Origin of the sequence: Aquimarina sp. Aq78 (assembly GCF_900299525.1) — a bacterium.
Classification (GTDB): domain Bacteria; phylum Bacteroidota; class Bacteroidia; order Flavobacteriales; family Flavobacteriaceae; genus Aquimarina.
Map to the genome: position 1 here is coordinate 677,005 of NZ_OMKA01000026.1, position 18,672 is coordinate 695,676.

Below are 18,672 nucleotides of genomic sequence, written 5' to 3' on the forward strand. Positions count from 1 at the left end.
CTCTTTGGTTATCCGCCAATTGTAATCATACTTCTGTTATTATGCCCGTCTATTCGTTTAAACTTATCCAGTGTATCCATCCCGCTACGTACTTTAAATTTGGTTTGCACTGCCTTTTGTATGATAGGAATTATTGATTCTCCTGCTCTTAGTGTGGTCAAAAGATCTGATTCTTTTGAAGAGAATAAACAGTTTTTTATCTGCCCGTTTGCAGTTAGACGTATTCTGTTGCAACCATCACAAAATGGATTGGTCACAGAGCTTATGATAGCAAAAGTGCCTTTATATCCTTTTATTTGATAACTTTTTGTAGTGTCATTAGGGGCGTCTTGGAGTTTAATAACCTCATTCTCTTTAAAATTAGAATGTACTTTAGAAAGAATCTCTTGTAAGGAAACCAGTCTCTCCATATTCCATTGATTTCCATCAAAAGGCATAAACTCGATAAACCGAACATGTACAGGTAAGTTTTTACTCAAATTAATAAAATCAATGACCTCATCATCATTAAAATCTTTCATCAAAACACAATTCACTTTTACCTGAAAACCTTCTTTGACTAATAAAATGATATTCTGATATACTTTTTCGAAGTATGATCTACGGGTAATTTCTCTATTTTTTTTGGTATCCAGAGAATCCAGACTAACATTAAGGGTTTTGATACCACATTTTTTAAAGTGATCTATAAATTTATCCACAATCACACCATTGGTAGTTAATGTTAATTGAACAGGAAGTGAGGAGAGTTTTTCCATAATAAGAGCAGCATCTTTGCGTATCAAAGGTTCTCCTCCCGTTAACCGAATTTTGGTAACTCCCATGCTTACAAATTCTTTGGCGATGGTATAAATTTCCTCATAGGTCATAAGGTGATCTTTGGGAGATAATTGAATACCATCTGCTGGCATACAGTAAGTACATCGAAGATTACATCGCTCTGTGAGTGAAATACGCAGGTAATTGTGTTTTCTGCCAAAGGTATCGGTAAGTATATTTGACTTAGTCATGTCTCGCTCCTTTTAAAATTCTAAACACATGTAATACTTCAGGAAAAATTGCATCCATAGATTCTTTTGCTCCATTAGTAGATCCTGGTAATGCTAATACCAGGGTATTTTTAATTGTTCCTGCTACACTTCTGGATAACATAGAGTAGGGCATACGATCTTGTCCATATTTACGTACAGCCTCTTCGATACCAGGAATGGTTCGATCTAAAAGTGGTTTTAATGCATCTGGGGTAACATCTCGTTTAGAGAGACCTGTACCTCCGGTATAAATAATGAGATCCGCTCCTTGTTGTTGATACTGTTTTGCATTTTCCTGTATGATTTCGGTTTCATCGGGGATGATTACATAATCTAAAATATCAACTTCGCATTTTTGTAATTTTGCGATGATGGCTTTACCAGCTTTATCTTCTTTCTTTCCTTCAGAAATAGTATCAGAACAAACAATAACAGCAGCCTTAAGATCTCTTCTAAATTTATCCTTATAATCAGATTTCCCTCCTTTTTTATTCAGTAATTTAATATGATGAATCTCGACACCTTTATCGATAGGTTTCAGCATATCATACATATTTAGAGCAACAACACTTGCTCCATGCATTGCTTCTACCTCTACACCAGTTTTATAAATTGTTTTTATAGTAACCAAAACTGTGATTTCTAACCCTTCAATGGTATACTCAATTCCGGTATATTCTATAGGTAATGGGTGGCAATCAGGTAGTAAATCCGGAGTTTTTTTCACACCAAGTAATCCTGCAGCTTTGCTCATTGCAAATACGTCCCCTTTAGGAACGGTACCTTGTTCTATAGCCTCTATAGTTTCGGGTTTACTAACCTTTACAATTGCCTGAGCTGTTGCAATTCTCAGCGTAGATGTTTTATGAGTGATGTCTACCATATTTTTTTAAATAATAAATTTCAAAAACAGGACTAGCTATTCTGTTTCCATTGATGTGTTTGATCTTCAAAAATCTCTTTTCCAAAAACGGGAACGTCTGCTTTAATAGCTTCAACCACATATTCTAGGGCTTTAAACACTACTTTTCTTCTTGGGGAAGACACAAATACAAAAAGACAAATCTCCCCGGCATTTACTGTTCCTAAACTATGATAAATATGCATACAGGTAAGGTCAAATTTTTCAAAAGTGGCTTCTCGTATTTCATGAAACTTTTGATTTGCCATTTCTTCATAAGCAGTATAGTCAATAGCACTTACCATCTTACCATCAATTTGATCTGCGCGAACTTGCCCCAAAAAAATGTTATGAGCTCCTATACTGGTTTTAGTTTGATGTTTTGCAATAGATGTTCCTATAAATTCTGACGAAATAGCACCTTGTACAAATACATTTTTTGGTTTCTTTTTTTCCATTGTTATTTTTTTAAATCTATTAGATCTGGTATAATTTCATGTAAAGCAATAGCTCCTCCTTTTATATGAGATATGTTTTCGAATCCGTTCTGAAGTAAAATCTCTAAAGCTTTTTTACTTCGAATACCAGATTGGCAAAAGACTATCGTTTCTTTTTCTTTGGGAATAGTATCTAATTCTTGTTTGAGAATACCTAATGGTATACAAATAGGGTGTAAACTTTCAATTTTTGGTTGTTCATGAGTTTCGCGAATATCTATAAATTGGGCATTTTTTACTAAAAAAGCTTCCTTGGCCGTAATTTCTGAAATTTGCTTCACACCACAAAAAAGGTCGTAGTCTGTAGTTTCGAAACGATTTGCAGAATCGAGTACTTTGGATACCTCAGATGTCACTCGATTAATAGTAAAAAATGAGAATTGTGTGGTTAGACAATTATACATTAATAATTTTCCGTTAAGCACATCACCCAGGTTTAAAATGATTTTAAGAACCTCGTTGGCTTGCATACTACCAATAATACCTGGTAATACTCCCAGAACACCTATCTCTGCACAAGAAGGAACGCTTCCTGCTTTTGGAGGCTCAGGGAACAAGCATCGATAAGAGGGACCGTTTTGATAATTAAATACAGATACTTGTCCTTCAAACTTAAAAATAGCACCATATACCAGAGGTTTACCGGTGATAATACAGGCATCATTAACTAGATATCGCGTAGAGAAATTGTCGGTCCCATCAACGATAATATCATACTCAGAAAAAAGAGATATGGCATTTTTGGGAGTTAATTTTTCTGTATATGTATTAATAGTTAGCGTAGGGTTAAGGTCTGTAAGACGTTGTTTTGCCGCTACAGCCTTATTTGTTCCTAAAGAATCAGTCCCATATAAAATCTGACGGTGTAAATTGGAGATATCTACGGTATCAAAATCAACAATACCAATTGTACCTACCCCTGCTGCAGTAAGATATTGTAATACAGGGCAACCCAATCCACCAGCTCCTATAACCAATACTTTAGCTGCATCTAGTTTTTCCTGGCCAGCGGAGCCGATCTCAGGAAGAATAACTTGTCTATGGTATCTGGGATTAAAAGAATTCATTATCTATGTTTTGAATAATTAAATTATCCACCAGCGAATGGCGGCAACAAAGCTACTTCTACTTCTGAATTAATAATATGACTTTGGTCAACTAATTGTTGGTCAATAGCTACTTTAAAATCAGCATTGTCTAATTTTGGATATTGATTTTTTAGCTTTTTTATTAATTGAGAAACCGAACAAACCTCAGTTTGCAAGTGTTCTTCATTAATGGTTGTGGCCTCGGCCAGCATACCAAAATATTTAATGGTCAATTGCATTTGTAATTGTTTTTAAATCCTCAACGGTATTCATATTGGTTACCAAAACACGCTCTTTGTCAAGTACTGTAATGGTTTTTGTTTTTACTGCTGAAACGAGTTTACGCAAACGTCGCTCTCCATTAGCAAGTAACTCCTGACACTGATCTGCACATCGTTTTTTATATAATGCGATTAGTGGAATACTTTTTCCTTCGACTTCAAATTGAACGATATCGTAATCTTCTTTTTTATAGTACAGTAGTTTTTTTAAAAACTCAGTTGTAATTAAAGGAACATCACAGCTTATGACCAAATTATGTTCTGTTTTACTGTGCATTAATCCAGAATGCAACCCAGCTAACGGTCCAGATTCAACAATGATATCTTCGACTCTATCCATCCCAAAAACGTCATAATCAGAATTACTACTAACGATAATTATTGCATTAACCAACGGTTGTAATGCATCAATACCATGTTGAATAAAAGGTTTGTCGTCGAGTAAGATCAATCCTTTTTCTCTTCCCATTCTAGAGCTCTTTCCTCCAGCAAGAATAATTCCTGTTATATTTCTTGGATCATTCATATAAACGTTAAAATGGTTATAGCGAGATTTGTTTTAGCTCTTTATCGAGAAATTCCCAGCATTTTTGATTGATATTATCAAATGTCTCGATGATTTTCTCACCATACGGGGTAAGATTGGCACCACCACCACCTTTGCCACCGGTAGAAGTAATCACCAGAGGTTCTTTGGTAGATTTGTTCATACTGTCTAATAAATTCCAGGCCTTTTTATATGACATCTCTAAAGCACTGGCTGCTTTACTCAATGAGCCTGTTTGAGCGATTGCTTTTAATAATTTTACTCTTCCTTCACCCAGAAAAACACCATGCTCAGATTCTATCCAAATTCTACTTTTTATTACATAATCCATAAATACAACCGTTAGGTTTTCAAAGATACAACGATTTTTTTTAGAGATGTTTTTCTTTTAGAAGATTTTAATACATAATCTGAACGAGGTTGTCTGAAAAGGAGAATTTCAATGTCAAACAGAGCCCTTTGGTAAACTTAGGATAGACTATATCGAAGTTTTTATACTGTTGATAATCGATTAGTCTTCGACAGGCTATCATTGATTTGTTTTTTTGGGGTGTTGATTTTCAATAAGATAACTTTGTTTTGTGTTTAAGCTAAATAGTTTCGATTCTACCTTCTTTTCATTTTCTTTGCTCGCCCAAAGAAAACGAAACAAAAGAAAAGGCACTTTTTCAAGGTATTTTCCAGTTGTACTGAAAACCAGATTAGTTTTGCTAAAATCTTTCCAAGGCTTCAAGATTTTCTAACGCAAAACAAATCCTATACTGGTGAAAAAGATTTTCAAAGCTCTGCTTTGGAACGCCAATTATTCAATATGTAATTTTTATTGGCTGGCTCAGACTTACAATTCTGTCCTAGATTTACCTTTTCAGACAACCTTGTCCATTTTATAAATTTTTGTTGATGTTTCTATCATTTTATGGCAAATTAATTACCTGCACTGTATCCCCAATATTAACTTCTGTTACATCTTCAGGAAGATAAACCAAGGCATTGGCCATGGCAAAAGATCGTAACATAGAAGATGCTTGTCCATCCAGGATAGTTACTTTGTTCTCTTCAGAATATGCTTTTAAAAACTCAGCTCTTTGGCCTTTTTTTGCATATTTGAGATTAGAAATAGCAGTAGTTCGTTTTAAATTATACTCTTTATATCCAGAGATTTTGAATAATGCAGGTAATACATAGATATAAAAACAACTTAGCGAAGAAGCAGGATTACCGGGTAGCGCAAATATGGTTGTGCCTTGTTTTTTGGCAAAATATAATGGCTTTCCTGGCTTTTGCTTTACTTTATAAAAAATTTCATCGACATCGAGTGCTCTTAATACTTTACCTACAAAATCATAATCTCCAACCGATATTCCTCCAGAAACTAAAACCGCATCATAGTGAGCTATTGTATTTTCTAAAAGAGAAAGGGTGATGTCATATTCATCTTCTACCTTAAAATAAGATATATCAGTAAATCCTACTTTGGTTAACGCAGTTGACAGCATGATCGAATTGCTCTCATAGATTTGTCCATATTTAAGAGTTTGTCCCGGCGGCACTAATTCATTCCCTGTAGCGATGATTGCTATAGATGGTTTTTGATACACATGTACATGAGTGATTCCCAAAGATGCGAGATATCCTATACCGGCAGCAGTAATCGTAGTTCCTTCAGGAAGTGCGATATCTTCTTTTTTTATTTGTTCACCAAGAGGGCGAATATTAGCATTAGGCAGCACAGTCTCTTGTACTAGTACTTGGTTATCTTGTATTTCTACTTTTTCTTGCATGATAACAGCCTTTGCTCCTGATGGTACAGGGGCGCCTGTAAAAATTCTAATCGCTTTACCTTGCTCGAGATTAGGATCGGTATCATCTCCGGCTTTTACTTCACCGATCAGGTCAAATTTTCTTTCTTCGGTAGACCCCAAAGCATATCCATCCATTGCAGATTGCTGAAATGGAGGCATATTGATGGGAGACATAACATCTTTTGCCAGTACATATCCCAATGCTTTTGATATAGGTATTGTAGTGATAACATCTGTTTTTTTGATGTTATTATTGATGAGTTCAAGGGCTTTTTCTACAGCTATCATAGGTAATTTCGTTGTGTACACAAAGATACAGCGAAATTTTATTAGTAAAACTCTATTTTGAAAAGTTTCATAGGAATGTGTTTAAAATTGATAGTTTAATTTATCATATCGATGGGTGACATAGATTTTTGATATCACAAAGGATAACCAGTATTCATCATTAAAAAGACCTCACAGGAATACTGAATCAAATTCAGTATGTACCTATGAGGTCTTACACTTAGGGGGTGAGTATATCCTATTCCTTGAATAAACTCTGTTAAAAAATGCTAGTCTGGGCCTTGTCAATGATTATAAAATCATGTTTTTCCAATTACATTTTGACAGACACCCTATGACTATACTGGTTATTGTTGACTTGTTCGACTTATACTAAACTTGATTTAATATAAGTTTAACGGGTCTTTTTACGGGATTCCTCATCATAAGGATACAATAGTTGTAATCCTAAGCGTGGGATTGATCTGAGAGATAATCGTAATACTCTTATCTGTTTTTTCAATCACTTTGGTCTCAGGAATAATATCTACAACTTGATTTTCATTTTTAAGATAGTAGGCATTTTCTTTTTTCTGAAATGACTCACTTAATGTTACTTCATTCTCGGTATTTGATTTTAAATACATAGATAATGGTCTTGGCTTAAAATCGATAAGCCATGCGATTAACTCTAGGTTAGCAGGAGTGGTTGATTTTGTTTCTCCTGTTAAAAAATTGATGATGGGTTTAAACTTATCACCGTTAACGCGTTCGATAGCATATGATTTGTTTTCTCCTTCTTCAAATTGAAAAAAACGATTTAAAATACTTTCATCATACTTCTCTTTTCTACGGTTTAACAGCCATAAGCAGGCTTCTTTAATTTGTTTACGGGTTGGTTCCAGGAGATAACAGCTCATCTCTCCACCTTTTTCCCTGTTGTACTTTTCAAGAATTTCATTCTTGTACGTCATACTTGTTTTTGTTCTCATAGGCATGGGTTATTGGAATCTTTCGGATTTCAATGGAATCTTTGGAATCCTTGGAATTGTTTACGGATATAGACTTGGGGTCTTTATAAATTCGCTTCAACAATTAGTTCCAGTTTCATTTTGCTAACATAGTAAATGTATGGATTTAGATGTTACGGAAATCCGTAGCGCGATGGTAAAAGCTCAAAAGGAAAGTGGCTAAACACTACCGCACCGGATTTCAACTTTCCGAAAAAAAAGAGGGAAAATCCCCGAACTATTTGATTGCTATCCCAAATCTCTGGTGTAAAACCAGGCGGCAATCCCCATGTTAAATCTTAAAAAATTAAATATTATGAAAACTTTTTTATACCTACTTATGACCCTATTTATCACTGCAAACCTTGCATCTTGTACTGCAGATAATATTAACGATACCGAAGATATCTCTGCTGAGACAGTTGCTACTGAAGGCGATGGAGAAGTTGCAGATGAAGATACAGGAGGAGGTCAGTAATTGCAAGAAAATATTATAAGTTATTAATCCGGTGTATACAGTATAAATTTACTATATACACCGGATTTTATTTAGTATTTTAGAGGGATGAAACTTTGGCGTGTCGATTCTTTCTTTATACTATCTGTAGTACTACTGGTTTTATGTAGTACTATATCTGCTTTTGGCCAAACAAAAGTTGAGGTTTCGTTATCCTCAAAACAATTAGAAAATATAACTCAAAAATATGATTTAAGTAATATCGATTCCTTATCTATATCAACGCGATTATATCATGTTAGCTCTTTTTTGGAAGGCGCTTGGTTATCTGAACAAGATTCTTTGATCTATAAGGGATTAATGCAAAAAACATGGTTGTTGGGTAAAGCTAAATTATATGATAGTGCCATTGTATATACACACCAACTATATGATTTGGCAAGACAAAATCGAGATACAGTGTATATCAGAAATGCGTTAACTAAATTAGGCATTTATTATAAGAATAATAATCAATCAACCAAAGCTTTTCAATATTATAATGAGGCCTTCAAAATCTCTAGAATTAGTAAGGATACTATGGGAGCAGGTAGAAGTTTGCATCAAATGGCAAATATACAGGCTTCTCTTGGGGATTACTTGGGTTGTAAAACGACTGCAATTGATGGAGTAACTTATTTAGAACATACTTCAGACCTAAGAAATCTTGCAGGCCTTTATCATATTATTTCAGTAGCGAATAGACAACAAAAAAATTATAAGGAAGCTTTAAAGTATAATGAACAGGCTATAACTCTTGGTAAGGATAGCATATCAATAAATACAATTCGACTTAAGAATATTTTAATTTTTAAAAATACACAAGCTAATATTCTTGCAGATCAAGGTAAATATAAACAAGCTGTGACTATACTAAAAACACTGTCACTTGATCCAATAGTAAAGCAAAATCAAGTAGAATATGCTAGAGTGTTAGGAAATTTAGGGCACGTACAATGGCTTGATAGTAAGGATAATAAAAATTCTGAAGCTTTATTATTAGATGCCTTGGTAATAAGAAAAAAAATTAATGATATAAAAGGAATCCTTACAAGTAATATTTATTTGACTAAATATTACTTGGATAAAGACAAAACTAAAGCATTAGAGTACGCAGAAGCTGCTTACCAATATGCAAAACAGCGACATAGTTTAACATCGACGCTTAAAGTTTTAGGACTTGTTTTTGAGTTAAAAGAAAAAACCAATGAAGAGGCAAAGGAGTATGATCGAATTCATAAAAAATTACAAGAAGTAAACCAAAGTAACCGGGAGATCTATGCGGTAACCCGATATGAAAACGATAAACTCACCAACGAGAACCTGATCCTAAAAGCAGAAACGGCCAGAAAAGAACGACAACAGGTTATTTATTTGTTTAGTACGTTGTTTATTTTTTTAATAGGAGGAGTGGTGTTCTATTTATATAGACAACGACTACGCCGAGAAAAAATACGAGAGGTATATAATGCAGAAGCGCGAATCTCTAAAAAATTGCATGATGAGCTGGCCAATGATGTATACCAGGTGATGATGCAAATGCAGAATGATCAAAATGATCCCGAAGTGTTGGATAAATTAGAAGAAATATATCATACGACCCGGGATATCTCGAGGGAGCATAATAGTTTTAAAACGGGTGAGGAGTATGCTACCGAACTTAATGGTATGTTAAGTAGTTATAGTACCAATGGTACCAAAATTATCATCAAAGACATAGATGACATCAACTGGCAGGCGATAAATCCAGAAAAAAAGATCATTGTACACCGTACTTTACAAGAATTAATGGTAAATATGAAAAAACATAGTCATGCCGAACTGGTGGCGATTACATTTAAGAAAACGCCCAAAGGTATAGTAATCACGTATGCTGACACCGGTGTTGGCGTAGCTGCAGAAGAAATAATATATAGTAACGGACTCCAAAATACGGAAAACCGTATAAAAACGATCGGGGGATCATTTATCTTTGATTCAGAGAAAGGAAAAGGCTTTAAAGCGAAGATAAATTTTCCAAATTAATTATAATATAGAGCTTATGTTTAAGAAAGTTTTAGTTACAGAAGATCTTGGTAGTATTAGCCATGGTATCGCACATATTCTTCGAGAAAGAACTGGGATTGATGAAATACAACAAGCACAATATTGTGATGATGCTCTCCTAAAATTTAGAAGAGCAATTAGTGATCATGCCCCTTTTGATCTGTTGATCACAGATCTTTCGTTTAAAGAGAGTCACAGAGAACGAAAATTGGCTTCAGGGATTGAACTTGTAGAAGCCATACGAGAGATCCAACCTAATGTTAAAGTTATTATATATTCTATGGAAGATAGACCCGGTAAAATTAAATCATTTTTTGCAGAACAGAGCATAGATGGCTATGTATGCAAAGGACGCTATGGACTAAACGAATTGGTAAAATCTGTTACCGATGTGTTTAACAGTATTCGATATGTATCTCCACAGTTAGAAAGTGCAATGAGTAAGAATAATGTTTTCGAACTCCAGGATTATGATATTTTATTATTAAAGCATTTGTCTGATGGCCTTACCCAGGAAGAAATAGGGCATTATTTTAAGAAAAATCAAATTTCGCCTAATAGTACAAGCTCTATAGAAAAGCGACTTAATAAATTGAAATATAATTTTAAAGCTAAAAATGCCATTCACCTGGTGGCAATGACCAAAGATTTAGGCCTTTTGTAGAAGTTTGAAGCCAGAAGCCAGAAGTCGGATGCTAGATGTACTCTTCTTTCAATTTTTGCATTTAATATTTAGAATTTAAAGCATTCAGGAGATAGAGGTTACTTTTATATTTAGAGTTTTACATTTTTCATTCGACAGTTCGTTATTCAGTATTCGATATTCAACATTCTTTGTCACCCTAAGCCCTTCGACTGGCCTGCCCTAAGTTTATTGAAGGACTCAGGATAAACTAAAGACTGGAACTCATAAACGAAAACGTTATATCACAACTTGTCCCGAATTTGTCTCGGGGTCGAGCACCACGCTGTAGGAGGATGTATTGAGAAGTATTTATGAAAGTATAATCTGTTCTCGATAAACTCGGTAGAGGTACTATCAAAGAACTATGTCGAAATACTTAAGCACACAGGAGATATTACCAGATAAAGCAATGAGATGGGTTATGTGTAAAAAACTAAAAATCAGATATTTAAATTTTAACCATACCAGATTCACATTAGTTTAACGCTTTTATTACGGAAATCCATAAGGAATTGTCGTTTATTAGCTTTAAATTTGAAGTAACACTTAAAATAATTGAAATTGTTGGCTTAAAAAAACAGCAATTAGAAATATTGATCAATCGTAAAAGGCTATTAAATAGGTAGCTATAAGACAGAAACAACCCCGCAATTGTAAAACTTTGGCGAGCCAACAAAAGCAGGGTCTGAATAACGATTGATTTAATAAATCAACCATTATAAGGATGTTTTTAGAGTAAATAACTCAAAAAGGATATGATCTCTGAATGATTTAACCCTAAATCCTTATATATAATTTCTATTCGATAATTTGTATCCAAAAAATATAAAACGAACTATTTTACCTTTTTTAGTAGTTCTATTTTCCTAAAGCACAATATAGTAAGAAGCTTTCAAATAATTACGGTTTCCCGTAAGATATTTCTTCTTTTTTTTTAATATTTTTTATACTATTTCCGTATTAAATTCTATATCACTAGTATAAAAATCTAAAATACAGTGATTTATATTGCGCGTTTTATAGTGTTGATTGTAAGAAGTTACGGTGTAGAAGTAAGTATAAAAATAGTGTATTTAAACCTGTTTCGAAATTGGTTTCAGGACTGGTTCCTCTTATCATTCCAGCGTCCTGTTTACAGTTGTACTGAGTACCTCAAAGTGCTTAGTGTATATTTCGTTTAAAATGCCCACAGAGAAAAATACTATTTCAAAGTAGCTTCTGGATCAAGCCCAGAATGACAGGTTAACTACTATCATATGCATACCTTTTGTTACCTCATTCCTTTGACTCGGCTTATGATGAACTAAAGGGTGGGATCTGTTTTACATTAGTTTTATGAATAGAGATTTTGTTTTGATCAGCCCACACAAGCCTTTTTAGACTTGTGAGGCCTGAAGGGTGGGGTAATCATGTATTTAAATACGTGCACCAGCAACAAAAGAGGCTGTCTGAAAAGTCCTCTTTTGTTTATAGTGCGGTGCAGGTAATAGGTTACATATCGATATGGCTATTCCATATGAATCATTAATTGCTTTTTATCTATCTGGGCATTTACTATTGATAGTATTTCTAAAAAGTGTACAAAATGTTGTTTTCATGATTTGTAAGTTATTTCGGTAATTTAATGACAAAAATAGTTAAGTTTATTTAGAATAAATAAAAATAAATATATATTTGCACTCTATTAAGAAACATTCTAAATAAAAATGAAGTTTGAGAGTCTGATAACCTGTGTTTTAACAGGTTTAGTTGTTGTAAGTGGATATTCGCAAGAAAAAGCTATAGATACTACTATGGTTAATGAATTACAAGAGGTAGTCCTTACAGCTACCCGAACAAAAAGACAGCTTTCTTCCCTGCCTTTACCGGTTACTATTGTTTCTCAGGAAGTAATTAAGCAATCGGGAACCATTAGGCTTAATGAAATTCTAAATGAGCAAACAGGAATTATTACCGTTGCAGATGAAAGTGGTTTTGAAGGAGTACAAATTCAGGGAATTGCTTCAGATTATATTTTGATTCTTATAGATGGTGTTCCTTTGGTTGGTAGAAAAGCCGGAAATTTTGATGTAAACAGATTAACTGTTGGTAATATAAAACAAGTCGAGGTAGTCAAAGGGCCGTCTAGTAGTCTCTATGGTTCTGATGCTTTGGGTGGTGTAATTAATATCATTACAGAGAAGCCAAAAAGCGATGTGCTATCGGGCAATGCATCATATCGTATTGGTAGTTATACCCAGCAGGATATTAATGTAGATATTAAGCAGCGTATTAAGAAGTTTGGTTATGGGGTTTTTGCAAACCGTTTTTCTAGTGAAGGCTATGATCTTAATCCAGATACAGCCGGCCAGACCGTAAACCCATTTGAGAATTATACATTTAATGGTAGGTTGTATTATGATTTTTCTGATCGATTTTCGTTATTTCTGTCTGGTCGTTTATATACGCAATATCAGGATGCGGGATTCACAGCTAATACTACAAGTCTTGAAGGAGATAGTGAGGAACAGGAATGGAACGGTCACGTACGTCTTGATCACAAATGGAGTGATCACCTAACTACCCAATACGAGTTTTATTATACTAATTATAATGCCAAAGAACAATTGGCAGATTCTGCCTCTGGCGATATAGTGAGTGATAGTGATTTTGATCAGCATTTATTGCGCCCCGAGATACGAACTACCTACACATTTAAAGACAGAAGTAAACTTACTGCCGGGATAGGTTTTCAATACGATCAGCTAGATCGTACTTTTTTTGATAAACAAGTAGATTTTAATTCTCAATATGCGTATGCTCAATATGATACAAACCTAATTGAGCGATTAAACATCATTGCGGGGGCACGTTTTGATAATCATTCAGAATATAACAACCAGTTTAGTCCTAAGCTTGCATTACGATATAAAATAACAGACGTACTGGCTGCCAAAGCCTCTATAGGATATGGTTTTAAAGCTCCGGATTTTAGACAGCTTTATTTTGACTTTACAAACTCTGCAGTAGGATATACTGTATTGGGATATAATGTAGCTTTAGAAAAATTAAATGAACTACAGGCTCAGGGACAAATTCTTGATGTGGTTGTTCCCGAATCATCGTTACAAGACCCTTTGGAAGCAGAGAGCTCTATAGGATATAATGTAGGATTAGCCTATAAAGAAAAGCGATGGAATGCAGAACTTAATCTCTTTAGAAACGATTTTAAAAACCTCATTGATACTCGTGTTATCGCCCGTAAAACTAATGGGCAAAATGTGTTTAGCTATTTCAATTTTGATGAAATATACACTACAGGTCTAGAGCTTAATACCAATTACAGAATAACCGATAATGTAAGATTGAGTGCTGGCTATCAGTTACTCTATGCTTTTGATAAACAAAAAGAAAAACAAGTAAAAAATGGCGAAGTATTTGCCCGTGATCCCGAAACGAATCAGACAGTTGTAGTCTCAAGATCAGAATATTTTGGACTTGTGAATCGCTCACGACATAATGCAAACTTTAAGGTTTTTTATGATATCGTTTCCGCGAAAGCAAATATAAACTTGAGGCTATTATATAGAAGTAAATATGCCTTGTTTGATACAAACGGTAATGATCTTATAGATGATTATGATACCAGCTTTGTTGATGGATTTGTAACAGCAAATATTGCTGCCAGTAAAACCTTTTATGAAAACTTTACATTACAAATAGGAGCAAACAATCTTTTTGATTATACCGAAGACAACATTCCCACCTTACCGGGGATACAATTATATGCAAAACTTAACTATCAATTTTAATATTTTAAATGTCATGACAATGAAAAAATTATCAATATTATTTTTAGCACTTAGTACAGTGCTTGTTTCGTGTAGTAGCGATGATGATACCACTACTCCAATACCTGTCAAATCTGAAAAAATTTCTAACCTTGAGGCTATACAAACAGGCGGTCAGGGAACTGGAAACCCTATAGGAGGAGTGTTTACCAAGTTTGATTTTGAAACAGGAAAAATAACAACCAGTGATACAGACTGGGATGTTGCATTTAGAGGTACTAATATAGCAGTTAACGGAGGAACAGTTACTGGTGTAGCAGAAGAGCCTGCACGTAATGGTAACGCAGCAGCAGCAGTAGTTACGGGTACCTTTGCAGGTGTAACCAGTGCAAAGGATGTAACTTTTAGTCAAGATGCAGATACAGTATTTGCTATCCCTACAGGTAGTGATAATGGCTGGTATAATTATGCTGGACCTCCAACCCACTTGATCTCTCCTATCCCTGGAAAAATACTTGTTTTTAAAACTCGTAATGGTAACTATGCCAAGGTAGAAATACTAAGTTATTATCAGGATGAGGATACTTCTAAAAAATCACAATATTATACATTTAACTATGTGTATAATCCTAATAAAGGAGAAACATCTTTTGAGTAATGCCATTAATACAAAAACTTATGAACTAGCTATTTGAACTAATTCTTTATACTCATGATAAAGACTCCTCAGAATTTGAGGAGTTTTTTGTGGTATATAGAGCAATAATGATTTAAAAACTTAGTCTAAACGTAACATTAGGAGTAATATTTAAAGAAGATTTATTGATTTCTCTTAATTCATAAGAAATATTATTTTCACTATCCGTTAATTGATAGAGAGGATAACTTCGATCTAAGATATTTTTTCTCCCATATAGATTTAATAAAGAAAAGCCCAGACGACTCTTTACTCGATCGTTTTTTGATGACCAGTTAAAATCATATACTACAGAAAAATCCAATCTGTGATAATCGGGTAGAGATTTAGAGTTTATAGCACCGTATTGAACAATGGGTTGATCATTTTCTACTGTGAACCCTAATGTAGGAGTATATGGAGTACCAGTACGATATTTCCATCCTAATGAAAACTGAAATTTCTTCCACTGGTAAGCATGTGACCACGAAATAGAATGAGCGATATTATTATTCCCTTTAAAAGCTTTACCTTGATTAAGTGTGTTAAATATAAACTCGGTATCAGACAATGAATACCCCAACCAGGTAGAGTACTTACCAGTTTTCTTCTTAATTAATAGATCTATTCCCATAGAGATACTTTCTCCCTCAGACAAGTCACCAGAAGTAGATTCGAATCCCCTGGTTAGTGAAGTAAGTCCTTTTATCTTTTTATAGTAGGTGTCTATCTCAATGTTCCAATTTTTTTTATGAAAAAGAGTCCCCAAAGTATATTGCTGACTTCTCAATAATGGGATATCATCTTCTTGTGCTGCAACCCATAACTGATTTTCGAGGCCAAAATTAAAAGTGGCAAATTCAATCACCTGGCTAATGGATTGGTTTTTGACCTCTGCAGATCCTTTAACTCTAAAATACTTTCCCATTTTTCGTTCTACATAGAATCTGGGTTCGATAAAAGTAGATTGTAAGGCAGCATAATAATTTCCTCTTAGTCCAAAACTAATCAACCACGTTTTAGGAGAATTATATTGTAATTGAGAATAAAAACTATGCGTAGGGTTCTCTTGATAATTACCAACTTCAGAATCATTTTCTTTTAGATAAAATGCTACTTGATTATAGTAGAATTGATATCCATTAGAAAAGGTGAAATTAGGGTTAATGGTCCAGTCAGAATGAAATAACAGACCATATTCTTCGATAGCATTTTCTTTTTCGATGGTTAGATCTTGATTAATAAAGAGGTTCCTTCCCTGGTATTCGAGTACATATTCAGAATATGAAAATTGTGTTTTTGTAGAGAATCGAGAACCCCATTTACTATTCCAGGAAATATTAGTTCCAAAATTTTTAATAGCAAGTTTATCCTGAGACATATCTGCGAATTGAGAATCTTGAAAAGAATAGTCAAGTTTATTTTGAGTAAACAAATTAGAAATAGAGATGTCGTGTTTTTTAGAAAGGTTGGCAATTAATTTTAAGGTTACATCGGTAAAATAAAATAACTCTTTACTTTCTGAAGATTCGGGATCAAAAATAGACCTGTTATCAGTAATGCTTGTATTCTGAAAGGCTCGGTTAGAGTAAGTATTAATTGTTGGAGTATCAATAATATCGGTAATAGATCTTCTGGCTGATACTAAAACCGCAATTTTTTTAGAAATAGGAAGTTTCAAATATCCATCTGCATGGGTCATATTGATTCCTATACCTCCTTGTGTGTTATCGGGTACAGTTTGATCTGTTTTGATATCAATAACTCCCGACACGCGATCTCCATAGATGGGTTGAGTTCCACTCTTATATATGGTAATATCTTTGGTGATATAGGGATTAAAAGCAGAAATAAGCCCAAAAAAGTGATCAGAGTTATACATTTTAATACCGTCCCAGAGAATTAGGTTTTGATCAGGAGTACCGCCTCTTATATAAATCCCTGAAGCGGTTTCGAGCGGACTTTCTATACCAGGCAGTAGTTGAATGTTTTGCAGAATATCGGGCTCAGATAATCCCGAAATTATATTTAAATTATTAGGCTGAATTTTAACCGACCCATCTCTGGTTTTTACGATCCCAGAGGTTAAATATTCCTTTATAATTACTTCATTTAACACAAAATCTTCGGGAGATAGAATATAGGTGTCACATTTCTTGTCAACTACTTTTTTAAGAGGAATAGAAATAGTTTTATATCCAAGATATGAAATAGTCAAAGTATCTGATAAGTTGTTGTCTTTTAAAGAGAAAAAGCCTTTTTCATCAGATGAGGTTCCTGTTTTTTTTACTTCGTTAAGTATAGTTGCTCCCTCAATAGGAGTATGGGTTTCATCTGTTAGATATCCACAAAAAGAAGTTGTTTTAATAAGTTTGACAACATAGTACCGCTCATCGACTTGTGTAAAATGTATAGGGTATTGATCGGATACAATAGCTATAATTTCGTCTAATGATATAGCATTTTGATCTATCGTGATCACTATATCTGTGAATGACGAAGTATTATAAGAAAATTTCACATCAAACAGCCCTTCCATTTCGGTTAGAAAACCGTCTAATGAGAGGTTAAGGTAATGTATGTCTTTCTTTTTTTCTTGAGCATTTGCAGTTAGAGAAAAAAGAAAAATAAGCAATAAAAAGTGGTATTTCATTTATTCTTTAGACAATTCTATAGTATTCTTGTCTATAAAAATAAACTTAATATCCATTGCATCAAAAATAGTATGCAAAGCATTTTGTAAATTATCATGAGCAAACCCGCCACTGTATCGTTGATCGATACCAACATGCTCACTTTTAATAGTAATCTTATATTGTTTTTCGAGAGCAGATATTACCAGTTGTAGTGGGGTGTTGACAAAACTACTTTCTCCTACAGTCCATGAAGGAGCAATATCATTTAGTTCCCATTCTTCGAATGATGAATCGATACTCCTTACTGCTTGTCCTTTAGTAATAATTTTTGAAGAAGTACCATTTTCTACTTTAACCTTGCCTTCATAACAAATCACTTCAAAAAAATCAGAGGAAGCATTAACGTTAAATTGTGTGCCTAATACCGAAACAGCATTGTTATCAGATTTTACGGTAAATGTATTTCCTTTTTTTACTTTGAAAAAGGCTTCTCCATCTAAAAATACGATTCGCTCGGTATTTTCCCAGCTTCCTTTTTTATAATACAGTTTGGACTTAGCATTTAAAATAGCTTCAGAACCATCGGGAAGTGTTATCGATAATCGTTCGCCAAATCCGGATTGATGCGTAATGTTTTGATTAAAAAATAGAGTATACCCAAGGATTAGTGCGATACTTGCAGCGATTGCATACGCCCATCCAGGAATCAAAGAGATCACTTTTTTCTCTTTAGAGACATCTTCTTGAATACGATCAAAAAGTTTTTCTCTGTCTACTGTGGGGACTTCAAGTAACTTTGTTCCTTCGAGAATAGTTTCGTATAAAGTATAATCTTTAGATTTTTTGAAAGCATTGATTTCCTCTTCGGATAATTCACCGCTGGCCCATTTGGCTAAAAAAACATCTATGTTATCTGACTTTTCCATTTTTTTTGCTTTT

At 34.1% G+C, this 18,672-nt stretch carries 16 protein-coding genes; 5 read left to right on the forward strand and 11 right to left on the reverse strand.

Annotated features, from left to right (window positions below):
- Positions 1 to 8: 8 nt before the first annotated feature.
- The 9 genes from moaA to DG435_RS19340 all read right to left on the reverse strand — a co-directional run bounded on the left by moaA (position 9) and on the right by DG435_RS19340 (position 7,406).
- Positions 9 to 1,010 (reverse strand): GTP 3',8-cyclase MoaA, encoded by a 1,002-nt coding sequence (gene moaA / locus DG435_RS19295; protein WP_106793425.1) that lies wholly within the window; start codon positions 1,008 to 1,010, stop codon positions 9 to 11.
- Positions 1,003 to 1,914 carry a bifunctional molybdenum cofactor biosynthesis protein MoaC/MoaB gene (moaCB, locus tag DG435_RS19300; protein WP_106793426.1) on the reverse strand — a complete coding sequence of 304 codons (912 nt, stop codon included), beginning with the start codon at positions 1,912 to 1,914 and terminating at the stop codon, positions 1,003 to 1,005. The genes moaA and moaCB overlap by 8 nt, the downstream gene beginning before the upstream one ends.
- Before the next feature lie 32 nt (positions 1,915 to 1,946).
- Complete coding sequence (locus tag DG435_RS19305) at positions 1,947 to 2,390, reverse strand: molybdenum cofactor biosynthesis protein MoaE (protein ID WP_106793427.1); 444 nt, start codon at positions 2,388 to 2,390, stop codon at positions 1,947 to 1,949.
- Between the two features lie 2 nt (positions 2,391 to 2,392).
- Positions 2,393 to 3,496 (reverse strand): HesA/MoeB/ThiF family protein, encoded by a 1,104-nt coding sequence (gene moeB / locus DG435_RS19310; protein WP_106793428.1) that lies wholly within the window; start codon positions 3,494 to 3,496, stop codon positions 2,393 to 2,395.
- A 23-nt stretch (positions 3,497 to 3,519) separates the two neighbouring features.
- Positions 3,520 to 3,756, reverse strand: a complete 237-nt coding sequence (locus tag DG435_RS19315) for a MoaD/ThiS family protein (protein WP_106793429.1) — start codon at positions 3,754 to 3,756, stop codon at positions 3,520 to 3,522.
- Positions 3,740 to 4,324 carry a molybdenum cofactor guanylyltransferase gene (locus DG435_RS19320; protein WP_106793430.1) on the reverse strand — a complete coding sequence of 195 codons (585 nt, stop codon included), beginning with the start codon at positions 4,322 to 4,324 and terminating at the stop codon, positions 3,740 to 3,742. Before DG435_RS19320 ends, DG435_RS19315 begins: the two co-directional genes overlap by 17 nt.
- A 16-nt stretch (positions 4,325 to 4,340) precedes the next feature.
- The gene (locus DG435_RS19325) at positions 4,341 to 4,676 is read right to left on the reverse strand and encodes a winged helix-turn-helix domain-containing protein (RefSeq protein ID WP_024768112.1); all 336 of its coding nucleotides are present in this window, start codon (positions 4,674 to 4,676) and stop codon (positions 4,341 to 4,343) included.
- A 583-nt stretch (positions 4,677 to 5,259) separates the two neighbouring features.
- Positions 5,260 to 6,456: a gephyrin-like molybdotransferase Glp gene (gene glp, locus DG435_RS19335; protein ID WP_234420911.1), complete on the reverse strand. Its 1,197-nt coding sequence runs from the start codon at positions 6,454 to 6,456 to the stop codon at positions 5,260 to 5,262.
- A 401-nt stretch (positions 6,457 to 6,857) separates the two neighbouring features.
- Positions 6,858 to 7,406: a hypothetical protein gene (locus DG435_RS19340; RefSeq protein ID WP_152538420.1), complete on the reverse strand. Its 549-nt coding sequence runs from the start codon at positions 7,404 to 7,406 to the stop codon at positions 6,858 to 6,860.
- A gap of 334 nt (positions 7,407 to 7,740) precedes the next feature.
- Here DG435_RS19340 and DG435_RS19345 point away from each other — a divergent pair, with 334 nt between their 5' ends.
- The 5 genes from DG435_RS19345 (at position 7,741) to DG435_RS19365 (ending at position 15,079) form a co-directional block, all read left to right on the forward strand.
- A complete protein-coding gene (locus DG435_RS19345) occupies positions 7,741 to 7,902 on the forward strand; it encodes a hypothetical protein (RefSeq protein ID WP_159025742.1) in 162 nt (53 codons plus the stop codon).
- Positions 7,903 to 7,989: 87 nt separating this feature from the next.
- The gene (locus DG435_RS19350) at positions 7,990 to 9,945 is read left to right on the forward strand and encodes a hypothetical protein (protein ID WP_106794480.1); all 1,956 of its coding nucleotides are present in this window, start codon (positions 7,990 to 7,992) and stop codon (positions 9,943 to 9,945) included.
- 16 nt (positions 9,946 to 9,961) lie between these two features.
- Complete coding sequence (locus DG435_RS19355; protein ID WP_024768107.1) at positions 9,962 to 10,630, forward strand: response regulator; 669 nt, start codon at positions 9,962 to 9,964, stop codon at positions 10,628 to 10,630.
- 1,727 nt (positions 10,631 to 12,357) lie between these two features.
- Complete coding sequence (locus DG435_RS19360) at positions 12,358 to 14,442, forward strand: TonB-dependent siderophore receptor (protein WP_106794479.1); 2,085 nt, start codon at positions 12,358 to 12,360, stop codon at positions 14,440 to 14,442.
- Positions 14,443 to 14,461: 19 nt separating this feature from the next.
- Complete coding sequence (locus tag DG435_RS19365; protein WP_106794485.1) at positions 14,462 to 15,079, forward strand: HmuY family protein; 618 nt, start codon at positions 14,462 to 14,464, stop codon at positions 15,077 to 15,079.
- Between the two features lie 112 nt (positions 15,080 to 15,191).
- Here the strand turns inward: DG435_RS19365 and DG435_RS19370 are convergent, their stop codons facing one another.
- Complete coding sequence (locus tag DG435_RS19370; protein ID WP_106794478.1) at positions 15,192 to 17,750, reverse strand: carboxypeptidase-like regulatory domain-containing protein; 2,559 nt, start codon at positions 17,748 to 17,750, stop codon at positions 15,192 to 15,194.
- A complete protein-coding gene (locus DG435_RS19375) occupies positions 17,751 to 18,659 on the reverse strand; it encodes a FecR family protein (RefSeq protein WP_106794477.1) in 909 nt (302 codons plus the stop codon). It abuts the gene before it with no gap.
- Positions 18,660 to 18,672 lie beyond the last annotated feature (13 nt).

Excerpts from the sequence above, each read along its gene's own strand:
- DG435_RS19320 (WP_106793430.1), bottom strand. The coding sequence starts at position 4,324 with ATGAATGATCCAAGAAATATAACAGGAATTATTCTTGCTGGAGGAAAG.
- DG435_RS19305 (WP_106793427.1), bottom strand. The coding sequence starts at position 2,390 with ATGGAAAAAAAGAAACCAAAAAATGTATTTGTACAAGGTGCTATTTCG.
- DG435_RS19315 (WP_106793429.1), bottom strand. The coding sequence starts at position 3,756 with ATGCAATTGACCATTAAATATTTTGGTATGCTGGCCGAGGCCACAACC.
- DG435_RS19355 (WP_024768107.1), top strand. The coding sequence starts at position 9,962 with ATGTTTAAGAAAGTTTTAGTTACAGAAGATCTTGGTAGTATTAGCCAT.
- DG435_RS19375 (WP_106794477.1), bottom strand. The coding sequence starts at position 18,659 with ATGGAAAAGTCAGATAACATAGATGTTTTTTTAGCCAAATGGGCCAGC.
- DG435_RS19360 (WP_106794479.1), top strand. The coding sequence starts at position 12,358 with ATGAAGTTTGAGAGTCTGATAACCTGTGTTTTAACAGGTTTAGTTGTT.
- DG435_RS19350 (WP_106794480.1), top strand. The coding sequence starts at position 7,990 with ATGAAACTTTGGCGTGTCGATTCTTTCTTTATACTATCTGTAGTACTA.
- moeB (WP_106793428.1), bottom strand. The coding sequence starts at position 3,496 with ATGAATTCTTTTAATCCCAGATACCATAGACAAGTTATTCTTCCTGAG.
- DG435_RS19340 (WP_152538420.1), bottom strand. The coding sequence starts at position 7,406 with ATGAGAACAAAAACAAGTATGACGTACAAGAATGAAATTCTTGAAAAG.
- moaA (WP_106793425.1), bottom strand. The coding sequence starts at position 1,010 with ATGACTAAGTCAAATATACTTACCGATACCTTTGGCAGAAAACACAAT.
- moaCB (WP_106793426.1), bottom strand. The coding sequence starts at position 1,914 with ATGGTAGACATCACTCATAAAACATCTACGCTGAGAATTGCAACAGCT.
- DG435_RS19325 (WP_024768112.1), bottom strand. The coding sequence starts at position 4,676 with ATGGATTATGTAATAAAAAGTAGAATTTGGATAGAATCTGAGCATGGT.
- DG435_RS19365 (WP_106794485.1), top strand. The coding sequence starts at position 14,462 with ATGAAAAAATTATCAATATTATTTTTAGCACTTAGTACAGTGCTTGTT.
- DG435_RS19345 (WP_159025742.1), top strand. The coding sequence starts at position 7,741 with ATGAAAACTTTTTTATACCTACTTATGACCCTATTTATCACTGCAAAC.
- DG435_RS19370 (WP_106794478.1), bottom strand. The coding sequence starts at position 17,750 with ATGAAATACCACTTTTTATTGCTTATTTTTCTTTTTTCTCTAACTGCA.